13 protein-coding genes are annotated in these 22,390 nt (G+C 72.2%); 5 read left to right on the top strand and 8 right to left on the bottom strand.

The window, feature by feature from the left end; all coding sequences use genetic code 11:
- Positions 1 to 169 precede the first annotated feature (169 nt).
- The 5 genes from ligA to NNL39_RS09090 all read right to left on the bottom strand — a co-directional run bounded on the left by ligA (position 170) and on the right by NNL39_RS09090 (position 7,736).
- Entirely contained in the window at positions 170 to 2,446 is a 2,277-nt protein-coding gene (gene ligA / locus NNL39_RS09110) for an NAD-dependent DNA ligase LigA (protein ID WP_407665170.1), read from the bottom strand.
- 73 nt (positions 2,447 to 2,519) lie between these two features.
- Positions 2,520 to 3,869: a D-arabinono-1,4-lactone oxidase gene (locus tag NNL39_RS09105; RefSeq protein WP_255160922.1), complete on the bottom strand. Its 1,350-nt coding sequence runs from the start codon at positions 3,867 to 3,869 to the stop codon at positions 2,520 to 2,522.
- 20 nt (positions 3,870 to 3,889) lie between these two features.
- Positions 3,890 to 5,164: an alanine racemase gene (locus NNL39_RS09100; RefSeq protein WP_255158974.1), complete on the bottom strand. Its 1,275-nt coding sequence runs from the start codon at positions 5,162 to 5,164 to the stop codon at positions 3,890 to 3,892.
- Positions 5,165 to 5,173: 9 nt separating this feature from the next.
- Positions 5,174 to 6,388: a tRNA 2-thiouridine(34) synthase MnmA gene (gene mnmA / locus NNL39_RS09095; protein ID WP_255158973.1), complete on the bottom strand. Its 1,215-nt coding sequence runs from the start codon at positions 6,386 to 6,388 to the stop codon at positions 5,174 to 5,176.
- Between the two features lie 106 nt (positions 6,389 to 6,494).
- Entirely contained in the window at positions 6,495 to 7,736 is a 1,242-nt protein-coding gene (locus NNL39_RS09090; protein ID WP_255158972.1) for a cysteine desulfurase family protein, read from the bottom strand.
- Positions 7,737 to 7,813: 77 nt separating this feature from the next.
- Here NNL39_RS09090 and glgX point away from each other — a divergent pair, with 77 nt between their 5' ends.
- Entirely contained in the window at positions 7,814 to 9,862 is a 2,049-nt protein-coding gene (gene glgX / locus NNL39_RS09085) for a glycogen debranching protein GlgX (RefSeq protein WP_255158971.1), read from the top strand.
- Positions 9,863 to 9,877: 15 nt separating this feature from the next.
- Entirely contained in the window at positions 9,878 to 10,384 is a 507-nt protein-coding gene (gene ybaK, locus NNL39_RS09080; RefSeq protein WP_255158970.1) for a Cys-tRNA(Pro) deacylase, read from the top strand.
- Between the two features lie 54 nt (positions 10,385 to 10,438).
- On the opposite strand, the gene glgP is transcribed toward ybaK, so the two are convergent.
- A complete protein-coding gene (gene glgP, locus NNL39_RS09075) occupies positions 10,439 to 12,991 on the bottom strand; it encodes an alpha-glucan family phosphorylase (protein ID WP_255158969.1) in 2,553 nt (850 codons plus the stop codon).
- Positions 12,992 to 13,437: 446 nt separating this feature from the next.
- On the opposite strand from glgP, the gene NNL39_RS09070 reads away from it, so the two are divergent.
- Positions 13,438 to 15,459 carry an alpha-1,4-glucan--maltose-1-phosphate maltosyltransferase gene (locus NNL39_RS09070; protein WP_407665110.1) on the top strand — a complete coding sequence of 674 codons (2,022 nt, stop codon included), beginning with the start codon at positions 13,438 to 13,440 and terminating at the stop codon, positions 15,457 to 15,459.
- Positions 15,459 to 17,642 carry a 1,4-alpha-glucan branching protein GlgB gene (gene glgB, locus NNL39_RS09065; RefSeq protein ID WP_407665108.1) on the top strand — a complete coding sequence of 728 codons (2,184 nt, stop codon included), beginning with the start codon at positions 15,459 to 15,461 and terminating at the stop codon, positions 17,640 to 17,642. Before NNL39_RS09070 ends, glgB begins: the two co-directional genes overlap by 1 nt.
- A 10-nt stretch (positions 17,643 to 17,652) precedes the next feature.
- Here glgB and NNL39_RS09060 read toward each other — a convergent pair whose 3' ends face one another.
- Positions 17,653 to 18,564, bottom strand: coding sequence for a tetratricopeptide repeat protein (locus tag NNL39_RS09060; protein WP_255158967.1), 912 nt, complete (start codon positions 18,562 to 18,564; stop codon positions 17,653 to 17,655).
- The gene (locus tag NNL39_RS09055) at positions 18,561 to 20,429 is read right to left on the bottom strand and encodes a hypothetical protein (RefSeq protein WP_255158966.1); all 1,869 of its coding nucleotides are present in this window, start codon (positions 20,427 to 20,429) and stop codon (positions 18,561 to 18,563) included. Before NNL39_RS09055 ends, NNL39_RS09060 begins: the two co-directional genes overlap by 4 nt.
- Positions 20,430 to 20,731: 302 nt before the next feature.
- Here NNL39_RS09055 and NNL39_RS09050 point away from each other — a divergent pair, with 302 nt between their 5' ends.
- Entirely contained in the window at positions 20,732 to 22,390 is a 1,659-nt protein-coding gene (locus NNL39_RS09050) for a coiled-coil domain-containing protein (RefSeq protein ID WP_255158965.1), read from the top strand.

Raw genomic sequence — 22,390 nt, 5'->3', positions numbered from 1 at the left:
TTTTGGGGGGGTGTACTGAACATTCTTCTCAACCGACATCCAGCCGTTACACGGGCGTCATCAGGGCGTCGGGCGCGGCCCAGGACGTCGCACCCTCATCGCGACCCAGAGCATCGGGCGCGGTTCAGGACGGCGCACCCTCATCGAGACGCAGGGCGTCGGGCGCTGCTCAGGACGTCGCGCCCTCGTCAAGACCCAGGGCATCGGGCCCCTCGCGCACGAGTACCGCGAACTGCGCGGCATCGATGATGCGCACACCGAGCTCTTCGGCCTTCGCGAGCTTCGAGCCGGCTCCGGGCCCCGCGGCGACGAAGTCGGTCTTCTTCGAGACGCTGCTGGCCGCCTTGCCGCCCGCCGCGATGATGGCCTCCTGGGCTCCCTCGCGCGTGAAGCCCTCGAGTGATCCGGTGGCGACGACGGTGAGCCCCGCGAGCACTCCCCCGGCCGCGGCGGCCGCACCGGGCCCGGCGTGGCCGGGCGTCGTGAACTGCACGCCGGCGGCAGCCCAGCGCTCGACGATCTCGACGTGCCAGTCGACCGCGAACCACTCCTGCACCGCCTCGGCGATGATCGCACCCACGCCGTCGACCGCCGCGAGCTCGTCAAGGCTCGCCGCGCGAATCGCCTCCAGCGACCCGAACCAGTCGGCAAGCGCACGGGCCGCGACCGGCCCGACATGACGGATGTTGAGCGACACGAGGAGCCGCCACAGGGGCTTCGTCTTCGCCTTCTCGAGCTCGTCGAGCAGCTGCGTCGCGAGCGCGCTCGGCACAGTGACCGCCTGCTTGCGGATGCCGCGCGCGCGCAGCTCGCCGGCGTCGAGCCCGGCGGCCTCGGGTCCGTAGCGTTGTTCGACCCGCCGGAACGGCGACCGACGCTTGGCCTCGCCGTCGTCGTCGAGCTTCGGCAGCCCGGTCTCGGCGTCGCGCACGATGACCTCGATGGGGAGCAGCTGCTCGACGGTGAGGTCGAAGAGTGCGGCTTCGGTGACGAGGGGCGGAGCATCCGGAACCAGCGGCTGCGTGAGCGCTGCCGCGCTGATCTCGCCGAGCCCTTCGATGTCGAGGGCCCCGCGGCTGCCGATGTGCTCGACGCGACCGCGCACCTGGGCGGGGCAGCTGCGCGCGTTGGGGCAGCGCAGGTCGATGTCGCCCTCTTTCGCGGGCCGCAGCTCGGTGCCGCACTCGGGGCAGTTCGTCGGCATGACGAACTCGCGTTCGGTGCCGTCGCGCAGCTCGACGACCGGCCCGAGCACTTCGGGGATCACATCGCCGGCCTTGCGCAGCACGACGGTGTCACCGATGAGCACGCCCTTCGCCTTGACGACGTCTTGATTGTGCAGCGTGGCCTGCCGCACCTCGCTGCCGGCGACGCGCACCTTCTCCATCACGGCGAAGGGAGTGGCGCGACCCGTGCGGCCGACGCTCACGACGATGTCGAGCAGTGTCGTGTTGACCTGCTCGGGCGGGTACTTGTAGGCGATCGCCCAGCGCGGGGCGCGGCTCGTCGCGCCGAGCTCGCCGTGCAGGGCCAGCTCGTCGACCTTCACGACGACGCCGTCGATCTCGTGCTCGACGGCATGGCGGTGCTCGCCGTGGAAGGCGATGTACTCGGCGGCGTCGGTGGCGCTGTCGTGCACGCGGAAGTGGCTGCTGATCGGCAGACCCCAGCGCTCGAGCAGGCCGTAGACCTCGCTCTGCGCGGTGACGGGCGGGTTCGGCCAGGCGCCGATGCCGTGCACGAGCATCCGGAGTCGGCTGAGGCGATCGCGCATGCGCGCGAGCTGCTCGTCGTTCTTGCCCTCCGCCTTCTGGCGCAGGCTGCCGCTCGCCGCGTTGCGCGGGTTGGCGAACTCGCGCTCGCCCGCCTCGCGCTGCAGGGCGTTGAGCTCGTCGAACGCCGCCTTCGGAATGAAGACCTCGCCGCGCACTTCGACGAGGTCGGGCAGCTCGTCGGGGTCGCCCGCGAGCCGAGTCGGGATGCCCGCCACACGCAGCACGTTCTGCGTGACGTCTTCGCCCACGCGTCCGTCGCCGCGCGTGGCGGCCGTGACGAGCTGCCCGCGCTCGTAGCGCAGGTTGAGGGCCAGGCCGTCGATCTTGAGCTCGCACAGCCACCGCACCGACCGGCCGGCGTCGCGCTCGACCTTCGCGGCCCACTCGGCGAACTCCTCGGCGCTGAACACGTTGTCGAGGCTCAGCATGCGTTCGGCGTGCTCGACCGGGGCGAAGAGGGTCGTCTCGGCGACGCCGCCGACGGTCTGCGTCGGGCTGTCCTGGCTCTGCAGCTCGGGGAACGCGTGCTCGATGAGCTCGAGCCGCCGCACGAGGGCGTCGTAGGTGGCGTCGTCCTCCAGCACGGTGTCGCGCGCGTAGTAGGCGTCGCGCAGCTCGAGGATGCGGCTCGTGAGCGCCTCGACCTCGGTGCGGGCCTCGTCGCGCGTCAGGTCATCAACACCGCGGGCATCCACATCGATCTCGGGGGTCTCAGCCACGCGCACAGTCTAGGAGCGACCCCTGTCAGGAACCCAGGACGCGGTCGAGGTAGTCGTTGGTGAAGACCCGATCAGGGTCGAGCCGGTCGCGCACGGCGAGGAAGTCGTCGAAGCGCGGGTACGCGGGCCGCAGGTCGGCGGCGGCGCGGGTGTGCAGCTTGCCCCAGTGCGGGCGTCCGTCGTGCGCGCGCAGGATCGCTTCGGCGGCCGTGAAGTAGTCATGAGCATCCTCGCGGTGGTAGCGATGCACGGCGATGTAGCTGCTCTCGCGGCCGTGCGCGGTCGAGAGCCACACGTCGTCGGCGGCCGTCGCCCGCACCTCGATGGGGAACGAGATGCGCCAGCTATTCTGCTCGATGACCCGGTCGAGCTCGCGCAGGATGGGGGCGACGGCGTCGAGCGGCACCGAGTACTCCATCTCGCGGAACCGAACCTTTCGCTCGCTCGCGAACACGCGGTGCGAGTAGTCGGCGACCTGCCGGTTGAAGGCGACCCCGCTCGCGAGCCGGTTGAACGCCGGGATCGTGCCCGGAGCGATCGAGCCGATGCGGCAGAGCACCTCGTAGAGCCCGTTGCCGAGCAGGTCGTCGTCGACCCAGCGTTTGACGCGGCCGACCGGCTGCCGCGAGGCGTCGGCGGGCAGCCGCGTGTTGCTGCGCGTGAGCGCGAGCCGGGTGTGCGGAAACCAGTAGAACTCGACGTGGTCGGCCTGCGCAGAGCGGGTCGGCCAGTCGTCGAGCACGGCATCGAGGGGCTCCGGATGCTCGTCCGCCGCGAGCACGAACGTCGGCACGGTCTGCACGGTGAGGTCGACGAGCACCCCGAGGGCGCCGAGCCCGAGGCGCGCGGCCGGCCACAGCTCGGCGTTCTCGGTGGGGCTGACGGGCAGCAGGCGGCCGTCGGCGGTCGCGAGCGTCACGCTCCGAAGTTGCGTGGCGAGGCCGCCGAAGGCTCGACCGGTGCCGTGCGTGCCCGTGCTCAGCGCGCCCGAGATCGACTGCACGTCGATGTCGCCGAGGTTCTCGAAGGCGAGACCGTGCTCGTGCAGCATGGCGGAGGCGGCGTGCAACTTCGTGCCCGCGGCGAGCGTCACGAGGCCGGTGGTGGCGTCGATGCGGGTGATGCCCGCGAGGTCGGTCAGGTCGAGCTGCACGCCCGGGGCGACGGCGATGCCCGTAAATGAGTGGCCGGAGCCGATCGCCTTGACGGGCAGTCCGTCGGCGCGAGCACGGGCGATCGCCGCGACGACCTCGTCGCCGCTCGCGGGCCGCTCGACGCGCACGGGCGTGACCTGCTCGGTGCGGGTCCAGTTGCGCCACGGGCGCGGGGCGTGTGCGCGCCTCGCGCGGGGTTCGGTCGCCGGTGCGGCGGCCATCTCGGTCGCGCGGGTCTCGCTCACAAAAACACCTTCCCTTCGCCGCGGTACGTCGGCAGCTCGCCCGTCGCCCGCTCGCCGTCGACGACGACGTAGGCATCGAGGTGCTCGGCGAGCTCTCCGGCTTTCGTGTGGCGCAGCCAGACCCGGTCGCCGACGGGCAGCGTGCGGGCGGCCGGCCCGCGCAGCGGAGTCTGCACCTCGCCGGCACCCTCGGCGCCGAGCATCCGGAACCCCTCGGGCCAGACCACCTGCGGCAGACGGTCGGCGGCGGGTGGCCCGCTCGCGATCCAGCCGCCGCCGAGCAGCGTGACGATGCCGTCGGTCGGGCGCCGCACGACGGGCAGCGCGAAGGCCGCCGCCGGCGCGGGCGTGAAGCCGCGATAGGTGTCGAACAGGTGCGGGCCGAGGAGGCCGCTGCCGGCGGCGAGCTCGGTGACGCTCGGGTCGGCGGCGGTCGACTCGAGCGACCCGGTGCCGCCGCCGTTGACGAACTGCAGGGGCGTGCCGGCCTCCTCGGCGACGGCGCGCACCGCCGCGATCGCGCGCCCGCGACGCTCGGCGAGCTCGGCGCGCGATCGGCGCTGGATGCCGCGCACGAGCGCGCCGCGCAGGGGGCGGCCCGGAGGCGCGTCGCCGAGTCCCGCGATCTGCGCCTCGTAGGCCATGACGCCGACGAGCGTGAAGCCGGGGCGCTCGGTGACCGCACGGGCGAGGGCGGCGAGCTGCGCCGGCTCGTGCAGCGGGCTGCGGCGCACGCCGAGGTGGCCGAGCGGGCCGCGCCAGCTCGCATCGAGCTCGAGGGCGATGCGGATGCTCGGCCGCGCCCCCGGCGCGACGACCGCGTCGACCAGGTCGAGGTGGGCGACGTCGTCGATCATGAGCGTCACGCGCGCGGCGAGCTGCTCGTCGGCGGCGAGCCGCGCGAGGGCCGCGCGATCGGTTGTGGGGTATCCGAGCACGACGTCGTCGATGCCGCCGCCGGGCTGGCTGGGGTCGGCGAGCCACAGCGCCTCGGGCAGCGTGTAGGCGAGCACTCCCGCGAAGCCGGGGCGCGCGAGCACGGCATCGAGCACGCCGCGCACGCGGATCGACTTGCTCGCCACCCGGATCGGTACTCCCCCGGCACGACGCACGAGGTCGGCGGCGTTGTACGCGAGGGCCGCGCGATCGATGACGCCGAGCGGCGGGTCGAGGTGCGCCGTCGCCGCGGTGAGCCGCGGCCAGAAGGCGGCGGGGTCAGCGCCCGGGCGCTCGCGCGGGACATCGCTCAGGCGCAGCAGCTCGGCGGTCACGGCGCCAGTCTAGAGAGCGGCAGACCCCACCGGCACAGCGCTGACCGTGCGGTCGATCGTGCACTGGCCGAGCACGCGCGTCCCCACGTAGATCACGGCCGTCTGCCCCGGCGCGACGCCGAGCAGCGGCTCGTGCACCTCGACGACGAGCTCGCGGCTCGCGGGCGCATCCGGCTCGTCGGCCTCGGCGGGTACCACGATCACGCGGGCGACCGCGGGCACGGGGTCGGCGTGAGCCCGCACCTGCACGTGGCAGTCGAACGGGAGGAGGGCATCCGGAGCATCGGGGTCGGGGGCGGGATCAGCAGCAAGATCAGCGCTCGTGATGCCGCTCGCGATCGGGTCGAGCCCCGCCCACGTGAAGCGGCGCCCGGCGAGCTCGCGGATCGCGAGCGCCTCGCGCGGCCCGACGACGACCTCGTTCGTGCGCGGGCGCACCTCGAGCACGAAGCGCGGACGACCATCGGGCGCAGGTACGCCGAGGTTGAGTCCGCGCCGCTGACCGACGGTGAAGCTCGTCGCCCCATCGTGCGCACCGACGATGGCCCCGGACCGGTCGACGATCGCGCCCTCGACGGGCTCGATGCGGTCGGCGAGCCAGCCGCGCGTATCGCCGTCCGGGATGAAGCAGATGTCGTGACTGTCGGGCTTCTGCGCGACCGTGAGCCCGCGCGCGGCCGCCTCGGCGCGCACGACGGCCTTCGACGGCGTCGTGCCGAGCGGGAACATCGCGTGCGCGAGCTGCTCGGTCGTCAGCACGCCGAGCACGTACGACTGGTCTTTCGCCTCATCGGAAGCGCGGTGCAGCTCGCGGTTGCCAGCCTCGTCGGTGACGATGTGGGCGTAGTGCCCGGTCGCGACCGCGTCGAATCCAAGGGCGAGCGCCTTCTCGAGCACCGCGGCGAACTTGATGCGCTCGTTGCAGCGCATGCAGGGGTTGGGGGTGCGGCCCGCGGCGTACTCGGCGATGAAGTCGTCGACGACGTCGGCCCGGAAGCGCTCGCTGAAGTCCCAGACGTAGAACGGGATGCCCAGCAGTTCGGCCGCGCGACGCGCATCGAGGCTGTCTTCGATCGTGCAGCAGCCACGGCTGCCGGTGCGCAGCGTGCCGGGCATGCGGCTGAGCGCGAGGTGCACGCCGACGACGTCGTGGCCCGCGTCGACGGCGCGCGCAGCCGCGACGGCGCTATCGACGCCGCCGCTCATCGCTGCCAGAACCCGCATGCCTCCAGGGTACGCGGCGCCGCCGGGTGGATGCTCGGCGCACGGTCGGCGAGACCGCGCTCACCGCCCGAGGCGCGACGCTCTCGGCGGCGGAGGCGCAGCGACTTTAGCGCCCGAGGCGCGGCTGCTGCCCTGCGAGCCCCGCTGCCTGCGCACGCTCGACCGCCTCGGGCAGCGCGGCGAGCAGGGCGTCGATCTCGTCGACCGTCGTCGCCGGGCCGATCGTGATGCGCAGCGCGCCGCGAGCATCCGCCTCGCTGAGACCCATCGCGAGCAGCACGTGGCTGGGTTCGGGCACCCCGGCCTGGCAGGCCGAGCCGGTCGAGACGGCGATGCCGCGCGCGTCGAGCAACATGAGCAGCGAGTCGCCCTCGGCGCCGGGCACCGTCAGGTGCAGCGTGCCGGGCAGAGCGAGCGCGTCGAGCTCTGCGGCTCGCACGGGGTCGGGCTCGGCGGCCGCGGTGCCGGCAGCCGCGGTGCCGGCGGCACCATGCAGCACGGCCTGCGGCACCGCGCTCCGGATGCCCGCCGCAAGCCGCTCCCGCAGCGCACGCTTGTGCGCGGCCCGCTCGGCGAGCTCGGCGTGCGCGAGCTCGGCCGCGACGGCGAAAGCCACAGCGCCCGCGGCGTCCATGGTTCCCGATCGCCCGCGCTGCTGCCCGCCGCCGTGCTGCAGCGGCACGACCTCGGCACCACGGCGCAGCACGAGCGCCCCGACCCCGACCGGGCCGCCGATCTTGTGCGCCGAGATCGAGAGCGCCGAGACCCCCGGCGGCAGCGGATCGAGCTGCACCTGCCCGTAGGCCGCGATCGCGTCGACGTGCACGGGCACGGCGACGGCCGCGGCGAGCGCGGCGGCCTCGGCCACCGGCTGCAGCGTGCCCACCTCGTTGTTGGCGTGCAGCATCGTGAGCAGGGCGACATCGGATCCGTCGCCGAGCGCCTCCGAAAAGCCGTCGAGCAGCAGCCGACCGAGCGCGTCGACCTCGAGCCACGTGAGCTCGGCCCCCTCGTGCGCGGCGAGCCATTCGACGGCGTCGAGCGCCGCGTGGTGCTCGGTGCGCGGCACGAGGATGCGTCGTCGGGAGGCGCTCGCGTTGCGCGCCCAGAACATCCCCTTGATGGCGAGGTTGACCGCCTCGGTGCCTCCACCCGTGAGCGTGAGCTCGATCGCGTCGACTCCGAGCGTGGAGGCGATGCGGGCCCGCGCGTCGTCGACCGCGGCGCGCGCACGCTGGCCCGCCCCATGGATCGACGAAGGGTTGCCGACGAGCTGCAGCGCCTCGACGTAGGCGTCGCGAACGGCGGCCGGCATGGGTGAGGTGGCGGCATGGTCGAGGTAGATCACGCGGGCCTCCTCTCGGCGCACGGTCGATGCGGCGGCGGTGAACAGCGCTCGTCTCGCGTTGACCTAGCCTAAGACGCATGGCCTCGAACGACCCCCTCGGGCATCTCGGCGTGCGGCAGACCGCCCGCGGCGGCGAGTTGCGGGTGTTCAGCGCTCACGCGACCGCCGTCGAGCTGTGCATCTTCGCGCCCGACGACCCGACGTGGATCGCCGAGACCCACGACCTGCACCGCATGAAATCGGGCATCTGGCACATCACGACCCGGTCGCTCGCCCCGGGTGTGCGCTACGGCCTTCGCGTCGACGGCCCCACGGGGCCGACCCACGCCTTCGACCCCGAGCGCGTGCTGCTCGACCCCTACGCGCGCGGTCTCGCGCGCACGCCCGATGGCGACTGGCGCGGCTACGTGCAGGATGACGCCTTCGACTGGGCGGGCGTGCAGAAGCCGCGCATCCCCCTCGATCACACGGTGCTCTACGAGGCGCACGTCAAGGGCCTCACGAAGCTCGCCCCCGAGCTGCCCGACGAGCTGCGTGGCACCTACGCCGGGCTCGCCCACCCCGCGACGATCGGCTACCTGAAAGAGCTCGGCATCACGACCATCGAGCTGCTGCCGGTGCACCAGTTCGTGAGCGAGCAGCGACTGCAAGGCCAGGGGCTCGTCAACTACTGGGGCTACAACACGCTCAACTTCTTCACGCCGCACGCGGCGTACGCCACCCGCTCGGCGCAGTTCGGCGGCACGGGCGCGGTGCTGCGCGAGTTCAAGGGCATGGTCAAGCTGCTGCACGAGGCGGGTCTCGAGGTCGTGCTCGACGTCGTCTACAACCACACCTCGGAGGAAGGACCGGAGGGTCCGACGACGAGCTTCCGCGGCATCGATGCCGCGAGCTACTACCGGCAGACCCCCGAGGGCGCCTACATCGATACGACGGGCTGCGGCAACACGATCGACTTCTCGCTCCCGGCCGCGCAGCGCCTCGTGCTCGACTCGCTGCGCTACTGGGCGAACGAGGTGCAGGTCGACGGCTTCCGCTTCGACCTCATGGCCACTCTGGGACGCGGGGCGAACGCCGAGTTCGACCCCGAGCATCCCCTGCTGCGGGCGATCCTCGACGACCCGGCGCTGCAGGGCGTCAAGATGATCTCCGAGCCCTGGGATGTCGGCATGGGCGGCTGGCAGGTCGGCCACTTCCCGCACGGCTACCACGAGTGGAACGACGGGTTCCGCGATCGCGCGCGCGCCTTCTGGCTGACGGATGCCGGCGCAGCTCGGGAGCACGGCACGGCGCCCGAAGGCATCGGGTCGCTCGCACGGCGCATCACCGGCAGCGCCCACGTCTTCGCCCACGAGCGCGGGCCGCTCGCGAGCGTCAACTTCATCACGGCGCACGACGGCTTCACCGTGGCCGATCTGACCGCCTACAACGTCAAGCACAACATCGGCAACGGCGAAGACAACCGCGACGGCACCGACAACAACCGCTCCTACAACTTCGGAGTGGAAGGACTCACCGACGACCCGGCCATCACGACGGCGCGGCGCAAGGCCATGCGCAACCTCATGGCGACCCTGCTGCTGAGCGCCGGCATGCCCATGATCACGGCGGGCGATGAGGTGGGCCGCAGCCAGCGGGGCAACAACAACGCCTACTGCCACGACAGCGAGCTCACCTGGCTCGACTGGAATCACGAGGGCTGGCAGCAGGACCTGTACCGCGTCGTGCAGCGCCTGCTGCGGCTTCGCCGCGAGAACCCCGCCCTGCGCCCCGTGCGCTACGGCCGCTGGGGCGAGACGGTGCCGAACGCGACCCAGATGGACTGGTACAACAAAGAGGGCCTCGCGATGACGATGGAGGACTGGGACTCCCCCGCCGAGCGCACCCTGCAGTACCTCGCCGCCTCGACGCCCGAGTTCGAAGAGTTCAACCGCATCCTGCTCATCGTGCACGGCATCGAGGAGCCCGTGGAGGTCACGCTTCCCGCGCACGAGGGCGTCGACGGCTACACGCTGCTGTGGGACAGCTCGCACGACGACATCAGCGAGCTCGTCTCCGAGCACGCCCCGGGCGAGACCCTCGCGGTCGGCCCCGCGTCGATGCTGCTGTTCCGCGCGCACGGCTGAGTGCACGGTCGGGGCATGGTCAAGCAGGCGGGCGCGCGGCCCGGGGCGAGCGGGCCGGGCACGCCCGCGACGGTGGCGCTCGTCGCGGCGGGCATCCCGTTCACCGCGCACACGTACGCGCACGACCCCGCCACCACGAACTACGGCCTCGAGGCCGCGCACGCGCTGGGGCTCGACCCCGACCGCGTGTTCAAGACGCTGCTCGCCGAGGCGGACGGCCGACTCGTCGTCGGCATCGTGCCGGTCACGGGGATGCTCGACCTCAAGTCGCTCGCCGCGGCCGTCGGAGCCAAACGCGCCGTCATGGCCGACCCCTCCGTGGCCGAGCGCAAGACCGGATACGTCGTGGGCGGCATCTCGCCCATCGGTCAGAAGGCCGCCCTGCCGACGGTGCTCGACGAGACGGCCGCGCTGTGGGAGACCGTCTACGTCTCGGGCGGCCGGCGCGGTTTCGACATCGAGCTCGCGCCCGACGACCTGCTGCGCGTCACGAGCGGTCAGCTGGCTGATATCGCCCGCTGATCCGCGGCGGCGGCACAGACGGCGGGGCGCCCGCGAGCGCCCCGCCGCCAGCGATCAGTGCGCGACGGCGACGAGGCCGAGCTCGGCCGGGTTCGCGAGCAGCGCGTGCTTCGGGGTGACCCGCACGTTGTAGCCGAACGATCCCGAGCGTGCGAGCGGCACCATGCCGACGAACGTCGCGGGCTGGCCCAGCTCGTGCTCGGCGAGTTCGAGCGGCTGACGCCGAACATCCACGAGGTCGTCGCCGTTGCGGGCGCGCCCGAAGGCGACCTCGACGAGCACGTCGTCGGGCGAGAGGCCCGCGAGCTGCACGTGCGCGCGCACCTTGAGCTCGTCGCCGACCTGCGGCGACTGCACCCCGCCCGACTCGACGTGCGTGACCGACACGTGCGGCCACTCGGCGGCGACGCGCGCCTTCCAGGCCGCGAGCTCGCGCGCCGGCCGGTGGTCATCGGCCGTGATGGCGCGCTCGGCGTGCGCGGCGGGCACGTAGAGCCGCTCGACGTACTCGCGCACCATGCGGTCGGCCGAGAGCTCGGGCGAGAGCGTCGCGAGCGTGTGCCGGATGCTCTGCAGCCAGCGGCGCGGCAGACCCTCGGCGTCGCGGTCGTAGTAGCGCGGCGCGATCTGGTGCTCGATGAGGTCGTACATGGCCTCGGCCTCGAGCTTGTCGCGCTCGGCGCCGTCGCCCGCGGCGTCGGCCGTGGGGATGGCCCAGCCGTTCTCGGCGTCGTAGTACTCGTTCCACCAGCCGTCGAGGATCGACAGGTTCAGCGATCCGTTGAGGGCCGCCTTCATGCCGGATGTTCCGCACGCCTCGAGCGGACGCAGCGGGTTGTTCAGCCAGATGTCGGTGCCCGGGTAGAGCAGCCGCGCCATGCCGATGTCGTAGTTCGGCAGGAAGACGATGCGGCGGCGCAGCTCGGGATCGGCCGCGAACTGCACGAGCTTCTGGATGAGCGCCTTGCCGCTGTCGTCGGCGGGGTGCGACTTGCCCGCGATGACGAGCTGCACGGGGCGCTCGGGGTGCGTGAGCAGCGCGCGCAGGCGATCGGGGTCGTGCAGCATGAGGGTCAGGCGCTTATAGGTGGGCACGCGGCGCGCGAAGCCGATCGTCAGCACGTCGGGGTCGAGCAGCTCGCCCATCCAGCTCGGCGCGGCGACGCCCGGGTTCTGCTCGGCCCAGGCCGCCGTGACACGCTCGCGCGCGTCGGTCACGAGCTGCTCGCGCATGGCGCGCCGCACGGCCCACAGGTCGGCGTCGGTGACGGCCTCAGAGCGCCAGTCGCACGACGAGGTCTCGTAGGTGCCGAGCTTCTCCTTCGCGAGCGCGACCATGCGCGGATCGGTCCACGTGGGGGCGTGCACGCCGTTCGTCACCGAGGTGATCGGCACGTCATCCTGATCGAAGCCCTCCCAGAGGGCGCCGAACATGCCGCGCGAGACGTCGCCGTGCAGCTTGCTCACGCCGTTCGCGCGCTGGGCGAGGCGCAGGCCCATGACCGCCATGTTGAAGACGGCGGGGTCGCCGCCCTCGTAGTCCTCGGTGCCGAGCGCGAGCACGTCGGGCGCGCTCACGGCGGGCAGCAGATCGGTCGAGAAGTAGCGCTCGATGAGCTCGCCGTCGAAGCGGTCGATGCCGGCGGGAACCGGCGTGTGGGTGGTGAACAGCGTGCCGGCGCGCACGACCTGGAGGGCCTCGGTGAACGAGAGGCCTTCGGCGATGAGGTCGCTAATGCGCTCGAGGCCGAGGAAGCCGGCGTGGCCCTCGTTGGTGTGGAACACCTCGGGGGCGGGAGTGCCGGTGACGTCGACGTAGCGCTTGATCGCGCGCACGCCGCCGATGCCGAGCAGCAGCTCCTGCAGCAGTCGGTGCTCGCCGCCGCCGCCGTAGAGCCGATCGGTCACGCCGCGCAGCTCGTCGCTGTTGTCGTGGATGTCGGTGTCGAGCAGCAGCAGCACGACGCGGCCGACCTGCATCTGCCAGACGCGCGCGTGCAGGGCGTCGCCGCCGGGCAGGCGCAGCGAGATGCGCACGGCGCTGCCGTCGTGCTCGCGCAGCATCTGCATCGGGAGTCCATCGGGGTCGATGAGCGGGTAGCTCTCCTTCTGCCAGCCGTCGCGGTCGATCGCCTGGCGGAAGTAGCCGGCGCGGTAGAAGAGGCCGACGCCGATGAGCGGCAGGCCCAGGTCGCTCGCGCTCTTGAGGTGGTCGCCGGCGAGGATGCCGAGACCGCCCGAGTACTGCGGAATCGCCGAGGCGATGCCGAACTCGGGCGAGAAGTAGGCGATGCGCTGCGGGGCGTCGGGCAGCGACTGGTACCAGCGCGGCTGCTCGAGGTAGGCGGTGAGGTCGGCGCGCAGCGCCTCGGCCTCGGCCATGAACGCGCTGTCGGCGGCGAGCTCGTCGAGGCGGGCGGGGTCGACGGCGCCGAGCAGTGCCACGGGGTCGTGGTCCAGGTCTTCCCAGCGCTGCGGGTCGATGCGCGCGAACAGCGCCTTGGTGGGCTCGTGCCACGACCAGCGCAGGTTGGCGGCGAGCGCCGCGACGGCGGCGAGCGACTCGGGCAGGACGGTACGGACGGTGAAGCGGCGGATCGCCTTCACGCTCATCACTCCTCGGCACGGGGCGTGGTGGGGGCACCCCGCGTTTCACTCTAGGCGAGTGCGCGGGCGATCGGGAACCGGTTCCAGCCCGGCGGGCGGCACGAGAGGAGCTCGCGCGAAGCTCGCACGGCGCTCGGGGGCCGTTAACGACGAACAGGACCGGTACTCGCGATTGGGGGGAATCGAGTCTCGGTCCTGCACCACGGGGCGATTCGGGTTGCTCCGTGCTAGTCGGGGAACGCTCGGGCCGTTTCGGGTATGCGGCCGGTTCGTTTTCCGAACATCACTGTACGACGCAGGGGCACCGCGCTCCAGGTCTTGACGAAGATTCGTGTACCCCAGTCGGGGTACATTTAGTCCCCCCTTGTGCCGACACGGCCCGCGAGGCTGGCGTCCGGGCCCGCGCGACCCGCGCATCCACCCCGCCCCCGGCGTAGGGTCAAGGGGTGGCAACGACGCAGACACCGCCCTTCACCCACCGCATCGGGCGCATCCCGATCCGTCACTTGAGCCCCCAGCAGCCCGAGAACCGCTGGCCGAGCAAAGCCTTCGCCGGCGAGGTCGTGCCCTTCGCCGCCACGGTGTTCCGCGAGGGCCACGACATCCTCGGCGCCGAGGTCGTGCTCACGGCCCCCGACGGCACGGTCGAGCGCCACCCCCTCGAGCAGCGAGTCGCCGGCACCGACCGCTGGCAGACCGAGGTGCCGCTCGAGCAGACGGGCACCTGGCGCTGGCACGTCGAGGCCTGGGCCGACGACTGGGCGACCTGGCTGCACGCCGCCACCGTCAAGATCGCGGCGGGCGTCGACGTCGAGCTCATGCTGCTCGAGGGCGCCCAACTGCTCGAGCGGGCGGCGACCCACGCGGCGGGCGACCCGGCGGCCTCGGTGCTGACGGATGCGCGCACCGCCATGTCGACGACCACGCTGACCCCGGCGGCGCGCCTCGCCGTCGCGACCGACGCTCGCGTCGTCGCCGCCGTCGGCCGGCACCCGCTGCAGAGCCTCCGCACGGCGAGCGAGTGGCTCGCCCTGCACGTCGAGCGCACGCGCGCCGCCGTCGGCAGCTGGTACGAGTTCTTCCCCCGCTCAGAAGGCGCCAAGCGCCGCAAAGACGGCTCGTGGCAGAGCGGCACCTTCGCGACCGCGACCAAGCGCCTGCCGGCCGTGGCGAGCATGGGCTTCGACGTGCTCTACCTGCCGCCCATCCATCCGATCGGCCGCCTCAACCGCAAAGGCCCCAACAACACGCTCACACCCGGACCCCACGACCCCGGCAGCCCCTGGGCCATCGGCTCGAGCGAGGGCGGCCACGACGCCGTGCACCCCGACCTCGGCACGGTCGCCGACTTCGAGGCCTTCGTCGCGGCCGCGGCCAAGAACGGCATCGAGGTGGCCATCGACCTGGCCCTGCAGTGCGCGCCCGACCACCCGTGGGTGAGCGAGCATCCCGAATGGTTCACGACGCTGCCCGACGGCACGATCCGCTACGCCGAGAACCCGCCGAAGAAGTACCAGGACATCTACCCCCTCAACTTCGACAACGACTTCGAGGGACTCAGCCGTGAGGTGCTGCGCATCGTGCTGCTGTGGATCGAGCGGGGGGTGCGCATCTTCCGCGTCGACAACCCGCACACCAAGCCGCTGCACTTCTGGGAGTGGCTGCTGCACGAGGTGCGCTCCGCCCACCCCGACATCGTCTTCCTCGCCGAGGCCTTCACGCGGCCGCCCATGATGCAGGCCCTCGCCGGAGCCGGATTCCAGCAGTCGTACACCTACTTCACGTGGCGCAACACGAAGGTCGAGCTCGAGACCTACCTCGCCGAGCTCAGCCGCGAGACGAGCGCCTTCCTGCGGCCCAACCTCTTCGTCAACACGCCCGACATCCTCACCGAGTACCTGCAGTTCGGGGGTGTTCCCGCCTACAAGGTGCGCGCGGCGATCGCCGCCACCGCGAGCCCCACGTGGGGCGTCTACGCCGGGTACGAGCTCATCGAGAACGTCGCGCGGCCGGGCAGCGAAGAGAACATCGACAACGAGAAGTACGAGTACAAGCCGCGCGACTGGGCGGCTGCCGAGAAGGCCGGGGCATCGATCGCGCCGTACCTGACGACGCTCAACCGCATCCGCAACGAGCACCCCGCGCTGCGCCAGCTGCGCAACCTGAGCGTGCACTGGAGCGACGACGAGGCGATCCTCGTCTACGCGAAGGTGCTTCCCGGTCGCTTCGTGCGCAGTGGGCGCAGCGACGGCATCATCGTCGTCGCGAACGTCGACCCGCACTCTGCCCGCCAGACGACCGTGCACCTCGACCTCGCGGCGCTCGGGCTCGAGCCCGGATCGACCTTCGACGTGAAAGACCTCATCACGGGCGAGAAGTTCCGGTGGGGCGCCGACAACTTCGTGCGGCTCGACGCCTTCGTCGAGCCCGTGCACATTCTGCGTATCGAGTACCCGAAGGGCACGTGATGGTTGCGAAGAAGAAGGACGGTCCGCCGCCGCTGCACCCCGACCACCGTCGCGCGCTCGTCGACGGCCGGCACCCGCGCCCGCACGACGCGCTCGGTCAGCGGCACGTCGACGGCGGCTGGCTCGTGCGCGTCGTGCGTCCGCTCGCTGCGAGCGTCACGATCGTGCGCGCCGACGGCACCGAGCACGCGCTCGCCCACGACGCCGATGGGCTCTGGCACGGGCTGCTGCCCGGCGGGCTCGACGAGGGCCAGGCCTACACCGTGCGCACCGCCTACGACGGCGGCCCCGACTGGCACGCCGACGACCCCTACCGCTTCGTGCCGAGCGTCGGCGAGGTCGACCTCTACCTGTGGGCCGAAGGGCGCCACGAGCAGCTCTGGCAGGTGCTCGGCGCCCACCACCGCCCGCACGAAGACGTCGACGGCACGAGCTTCAGCGTCTGGGCGCCGCACGCGCAGGCCGTGCGCGTGGTCGGCGACTTCAACAGCTGGAACGGCCTCGGCCACGCCATGCGCCGCCTCGACGACAACGGCGTCTGGGAGCTCTTCGTGCCCGGGCTCGGGGCCGGCTCCACCTACAAGTTCGAGCTGCTCACGGCCGAGGGCACGTGGGTGACCCGCGCTGATCCGATGGCGCGCTACACCGAGACGCCCCCGGCCACCGCATCCGTCGTCGGCGACTCGCAGTACGCCTGGGGCGACGGCGAGTGGATGGCGAGCCGTGCGGCTCGCAACCCGCACGACGCCCCCATGAGCGTCTACGAGATGCACCTCGGCTCGTGGCGGCCCGGGCTCGGGTATCGCGAGATCGCCGACCCGCTCATCGAGTACGTCACGCAGCTCGGCTTCACGCACATCGAGTTCATGCCGCTCGCCGAGCACCCCTACGGCCCCTCGTGGGGCTACCAGGTGACGGGCTACTTCGCCCCGACGTCACGATTCGGGCACCCGGATGACCTCCGGTACCTCATCGACCGCCTCCACCAGGCCGGCATCGGCGTGATCATGGACTGGGTTCCCGCGCACTTCCCGAAGGACGAGTGGGCGCTCGGCCGGTTCGACGGGGCGGCCCTGTACGAGCATCCCGACCCCCGACGGGGTGAGCACCCCGACTGGGGCACCTACATCTTCGACCTCGGCCGCAGCCAGGTGCGCAACTTCCTCGTCGCCAACGCGCTCTATTGGCTCGAGGAATTCCACATCGACGGTCTGCGGGTCGACGCCGTCGCGAGCATGCTCTACCTCGACTACTCGCGCAGCGACGGGCAGTGGCTGCCCAACGTGCTCGGCGGGCGCGAGAACCTCGAAGCCATCGCGTTCTTGCAGGAGGCGACCGCGACCGCGTACAAGCGCGTGCCCGGCATCGTCATGATCGCCGAAGAGTCGACCTCGTGGCCGGGTGTGACGAAGGCCACGAGCGAGGGCGGCCTCGGCTTCGGCATGAAGTGGAACATGGGCTGGATGCACGACACCCTCAGCTACTTCGCGCGCAACCCGATGTGGCGCTCGCACCACCACAACGAGATCACCTTCAGCTTCCTCTACGCGTTCAGCGAGAACTTCATGCTGCCGATCAGCCACGACGAGGTCGTGCACGGCAAGGGCTCGCTGCTCGCCAAGATGCCGGGCGACCAGTGGCAGAAGCTCGCCAACGTGCGCGCCTACCTCTCGTTCATGTGGGCGCACCCCGGCAAGCAGCTGCTGTTCATGGGCCAGGAGTTCGGGCAGCCGAGCGAGTGGAGCGAAGAGCGCGGACTCGACTGGTGGATTCTCGACCAGCCCGTGCACCGCGGCCTGCACCACCTCGTGAGCCAGCTCAACCGCGTGTACCGCGAGACGCCCGCGCTGTGGGAGCTCGACAACTCCCCCGAGGGCTTCTCGTGGCTCGAAGGAGGCGACGCCGGCAACAACGTCATCGCGTTCGAGCGCCGTGACGCCCACGGGGCACCGCTGGTGGGCGTGTTCAACTTCAGCGGCAACCCGGTGGGGCCCTACCGGCTGCCGCTGCCCGCGGCGGGCACCTGGCGCGAGGTCATCAACACCGATGCGGAAGAGTTCGGCGGCTCGGGCGTCGGCAACTTCGGCAGCGTGCACGCGACCGACACCCCGTGGGGCGGCCGACCGGCGTCGGTCGAGCTCACGCTGCCGCCGCTCGCGGGCCTGTACCTGCAGCGCGAGTGAGGAGCGCGCGTCAGTACAGCAGGTTTGTGAGCGCGCGGCGCCCCGCGATCGTGCGCGGGTCGTCGGCCCCCACGATCTCGAAGTAGTCGAGAAACCGGGCACGGATCGTCGCCTTCGCCTCGGCCTGCTGGCCGGGGAAGACGCGCAGCAGGCGCGCGAACGCGTCGTCGACATGGCCCCCGCTGAGGTCGAGGTCGGCGACCGCGAGCTGCGCATCCGCGTCATCGGGAGCGGCGGCGGCCGCAGCGCGCACGTCGGCCGCGACGAGCCCCTCGAGCCGCTGCAGCAGCGAGACCTGGGCGAGCCCGGCCACGGCGAGCTGGTCGCGGGGGTTCTGGGCGATGGCCGTGCGGTAGGCAGTCGCCGCCGCGGCGTAGTCGCCGGCACTGATGGCGTCGTAGGCCTCCTGGTGCAGGGGCGGCAGGGGCGGCTCGACGGGCTCGGCGCCCTCCTCGTCGCCATCGACGGGGATGCTGCCCGTGACGCCGTTCTGCGCGGCGAGCTCGAGCACCTGGTCGAGCACCTGGCGCACCTCGGGTTCGCTCGGCATGCCGACGAAGAGCGGCAGCGGTCGACCGCCGACGAGCGCCACCACCGCGGGAACCTGCTGGATCTGGAAGGCCTGCGCGACCTGGGGGCTGCGGTTGCCGTCGACCGTCGCGAGCGCGAGCCGGCCACCATAGGAAGCGATGATCGGGCCGAGAACGGGCGCGATGCCGTCGGCGTAGAACTCGACGACGACGGGAACGGTGCGCGACTGCTCGACCACCTCGCCGAACGACACGTCGTCGACGTCACGCATGAGGCCCGTCGGTGCGGGTGCCGCTCCCGCCGCTGGTGCGGGAGCCTGCGCGGCCCGCACGAGGCCCGAGAGGTCGACGGCACCGCGCAGGGTGCCGCCCGAGAGTCGAGCGTCGGTCATCGGATCTCCCTCGCGGCGATGAGGCCCTGGGTGTAGCCCAGCAGCACGACCTGCTCCTCGCTGCCGACGGGCGGCACCGAGAACAGCACCTGGATGCCGTAGGTCGCGACGATGCCGCGTGTGCTCTGCGAGCGTCCTGCGAGCGCCGCGACCGCGGCAGGGGCGTTGACGGCGGCCCCGGCCTGCGTCGGCTTCACGCTCTCCGACTCGGTCAGGTAGAGCATGACGAGTGCGCCGCCGTCGTTCGTAACGAAGGAGAAGATCTCGGCCTCGCCGACGGTGTTCGAGAAGCCGATGGCCGCCGTGTCCGGCAGGTCGGCCTTGCGCTCGGCCTTGGCGGCGGCGCCGATCTGCTCGACGAGCGTGTCGCCCTCGGCTTGGAAGAGCGGGAACGATTCGCTCTCCTCGCCCGTGAGCAGCACGTCGGCGTAGCCGGCCGCCACATCCGCCGGGCTCACGGCCAAGAGGGGCGTGTCCCGCGGAAGCAGCGGCGCCCCGAGCTCGGCCGGAGCCACTTCGGGCCGCTCGGCGCCCTCGGGCAGCGTCACGGTGATCGCGTAGTGCACTTTGTACTGGCTGCGCGGGTCGTCCTGCACGAGCAGAAGCGCGAGCGGAGGAGTCTGCTGCTCCTCGCCCTCGTCATTGACGGTCGCCGGCTCCCGCACGATCGCGAGCACGGACCGGGGCCAGGTGTCGCCCTCGTCGGGAAGCCGCTGGGGCAGCGTGAGCTGCACATCGCCCGCAGGGATCGTCGGCACGATCGCGAAGTCGTCCTCGTCGTCGCGGATCGTGTAGCTGGCCTCGCGCAGCTCGAGCGCGGGCCCGGCCAGTCGCGTGGCGGCGAGCTCGTCGTCGAGCTCGTCGTCGGCCTGCTGGATCGTCAGGGCGACGCGCGAGACGATGCGCTCCAGCTGATTCTCGGTGACCGCGACCGCGGGGGTCTCGGCGACCTCGGTGGCCTCGGGCGTGGGAGTCGCGACGACTCCCGCTCCCCCCGTGGTGCAGGCCGCGAGCAGCACCGAGCCGATCAGCAGGCCCGGCACGAGCGCCACCCGTTGCGCGGCGCGACGGCCCTTCGGCCGGCCCAGCAGCGCCCGGCTCGAGGTCGGGCGGTACCGCGAGGGCTTGGGCACCTTCGGCATCTTCGGCGTCTTGCGGCGCGGACCGCGCTGGCGGCGCATGTGCAGCAGCGCCCACAGTAGGAAGAGCAGTCCGACGACGAGCGAGCCGACGCCGCCGAGGATGAGCATCGTCGAGAACGGCGTGCTGTTGTCGAGCGGCCACGTGACCGAGAGCTGCTGCGGCGCGGGCAGCGTGCCGTCAGAGACGACGAGCAGCGAGATGTCGTCGGGCACGTTGATCGTCAGGCCCAGCTCGCCCTCGCCCTCGAAGTCGCCGTACCAGAGGTCGCCGCCGTACGGGTTCGGCACGGTGCTCTCGGTGCCGACGACCGTCTCGGTGACGAAGGTGCCGTTCTCCGCATCCCAGGTCACCCGGTTGTAGCTCGCGGCGCCGACCCAGGCCATCACGTCGGCGGTGCGCCCGTAGGCCGCGGTGATCGCCTCGGTCTCGGTGGCAGCGTCGGGGTCGGGGCTCGCGGCGGGCGTCTCACCGACGGCGGGAACCTCGGAGGGCTCGGGCTCGGGCACCGACGGGGCGACCACGCCGCCCTCGATGGTCACCGTCTGGCGGCCCTCATAGGCGTTGAGCGCGCTGCCGTCGACGACCGTCACCGATACGGGGCTGTCGAGCGAGAGATCGGCCGTCACCCGGTCGGGCGGGGCCCACACGGTGCGCTGGGCGACTCCCAGTCCGACTCCGACGACGGCGATGACGAAGAACACGATCGCTGCGATGAATCGCACGGGTCTACTCCTCTCGTGCTGGCGCTTGCGATCGAGGTCGATCGCGGCCCATGAACGTCCGGCGGTGGAGCGAACTCTCGACGCGGTTCGCGTCGATCCACCTGCGCTCGACATCGGGCTCTCCCACCACGGAAGGCGGGCGTCCAGCAGAACAAAGACGTTCCAGAATAGCGGATGCGCGGCCGAGCGCCCATTCGAGGCCCGCGTGCGGCCTCGTCGGCGAGACCCCGGCAGGCCGCGAGAGCCTCGCCGCCGACTACACTCGAACCGGTTAACCCCCTTATTCCCCCGGGAGACGGCACGTGGCAGACACTGAGTACGACTTCGGATCCGAGATGCGCGGCTACAAGCGCGAAGACGTCGACCGGGCGCTGCAGGAGATCCGCCGCGAGCTGATCAAGGCGAACACCGATCGGGCGGAGGCGGCCAAGGAGGTCGGGCGGCTGCAAGCAGTCATCGACGACCTGCAGGCCGAGCTCGACGAGGTCGGCCGCCCGACGTATGCGGGGCTCGGCACGAAGCTCGAGCAGACGCTGCGGGTCGCCGAAGAGCAGTCGACGCGCCTCATCAGCCAGGCCGACATCGACGCCGAGAAGCTGCGCGCGAGCGCGCAGACCGAGGCGCAGCGCCTGCAGGCGGAGACCGCCGAGCGCACCGAGCGCATGGTGACCGAGGCCGCCACGCGCGCCACCCAGATCACCGAGTCGGCCGTGCGCGAGGCGGAGGAGACCGTCGCCCGCGCCCGCACCGAAGCCGATGCGCTCGTGCAGGAGGCCACGCGCGAGGCGGCCGCCATTCGCGGCGCCGTCGCGACCGAGGCGGCCGAAGCGCGCGCCACGGCCAAGCGCGAGGCGGCCGCCCTGCGGGCCGAGACCGAGCGCGAACTCGCCGAGCTGCGCGTCGTCGCCGACCGCGAGGTCGCTGAGGCCCGCGAGGCTGCGGGCGCTCTCGCCCGCGACACCGAGCGCGCGCGGGCCGCCTTCGAGAGCGACGACGCCACGCGCCGCGCCCAGCTCGACGACGACCTGCGCAATGCACGCGCCGACCTCGAGGCCGAGCTCGCCGCCGCTCGCGAGTCGGTGGAGGGCGAGCTCACGCGCCGCCAGGCCGAGTGGGAGGCCGAGGAGTCGCGCCGCCGCACCGAGGTCGAGCAGCTCGAGACCCGCAGCCGCACCGCGCTCGAGCAGCACATCAGCGCCGGTCGCGCCGCCCTCGAGCTCGAGCTGGAGTCCGCCCGCACGGCCCTCGCCGAAGAGGTCGCGAGCACCCGGTCCGCCCTCGCTCACGAGGTCGCCGATGCCCGCGCGGCCGCCGAGCGCGAGATTGCGGAGGCACGTGCCGCCGTCGAGCGCGAGGTCGCCGAGCAGCGCGCAGCGCACGCCGCCGCCGCCGCTGAGCAGACCACGGCCCTCGAGCGCGCGGTCGAGCAGCAGCGCCGCCAGCTCGCCGACGCGGCCGAGCAGCAGCGCGCTCAGCTGCAGCACGACGCCGATGCGCACCGCGCGCGCCTCACCCGCGAGGCGGAGCAGGCCCGCATCGACCTCGACGTCGAGCTGACCGCTCGTCGCGAGGAAGCCGAGCGCGAGTACCTGACCCGCCAGCAGGATGCCGTGGCGCAGACCCAGCGCTACCTCGACGAAGCGACCGCGCAGCTCACCGCCGCACAGGAGCGCGCGGCGGCCGTGCGCACCGAAGCCGAGTCGCTCGAGCGGTCTGCGCGCGACGAGGCCGAGGCCCTGCGGGCATCGGCCGACTCGACGGCCCGGGACGTGCTCGAGAACGCCGAGCGCCGCGCCGCCGACCTGCTGCGCGATGCTGAGGAGCGCACTGCCGCGATGGTCGCCGACGCGGAGGAGCGCATGGCTCGCATCCGTGTCGAGCGCGACGCCGTGGCGGGCTACTTCGAGGGACTGCGCGGGGTACTGTCGCAGGCAGAGGCGCTCTCCACCCGCGACGAGTAG

The sequence above is a fragment of the Microcella humidisoli genome, assembly GCF_024362325.1.
Taxonomy (GTDB): Bacteria; Actinomycetota; Actinomycetes; order Actinomycetales; family Microbacteriaceae; genus Microcella; species Microcella humidisoli.
Note: the sequence above shows the minus strand (reverse complement) of the source record. Positions and strands in the feature narration are given on the sequence as shown.

Excerpts from the sequence above, each read along its gene's own strand:
- NNL39_RS09105 (WP_255160922.1), bottom strand. The coding sequence starts at position 3,869 with ATGGCCGCCGCACCGGCGACCGAACCCCGCGCGAGGCGCGCACACGCC.
- mnmA (WP_255158973.1), bottom strand. The coding sequence starts at position 6,388 with ATGCGGGTTCTGGCAGCGATGAGCGGCGGCGTCGATAGCGCCGTCGCG.
- glgX (WP_255158971.1), top strand. The coding sequence starts at position 7,814 with ATGGCCTCGAACGACCCCCTCGGGCATCTCGGCGTGCGGCAGACCGCC.
- ybaK (WP_255158970.1), top strand. The coding sequence starts at position 9,878 with ATGGTCAAGCAGGCGGGCGCGCGGCCCGGGGCGAGCGGGCCGGGCACG.
- glgB (WP_407665108.1), top strand. The coding sequence starts at position 15,459 with ATGGTTGCGAAGAAGAAGGACGGTCCGCCGCCGCTGCACCCCGACCAC.
- NNL39_RS09060 (WP_255158967.1), bottom strand. The coding sequence starts at position 18,564 with ATGACCGACGCTCGACTCTCGGGCGGCACCCTGCGCGGTGCCGTCGAC.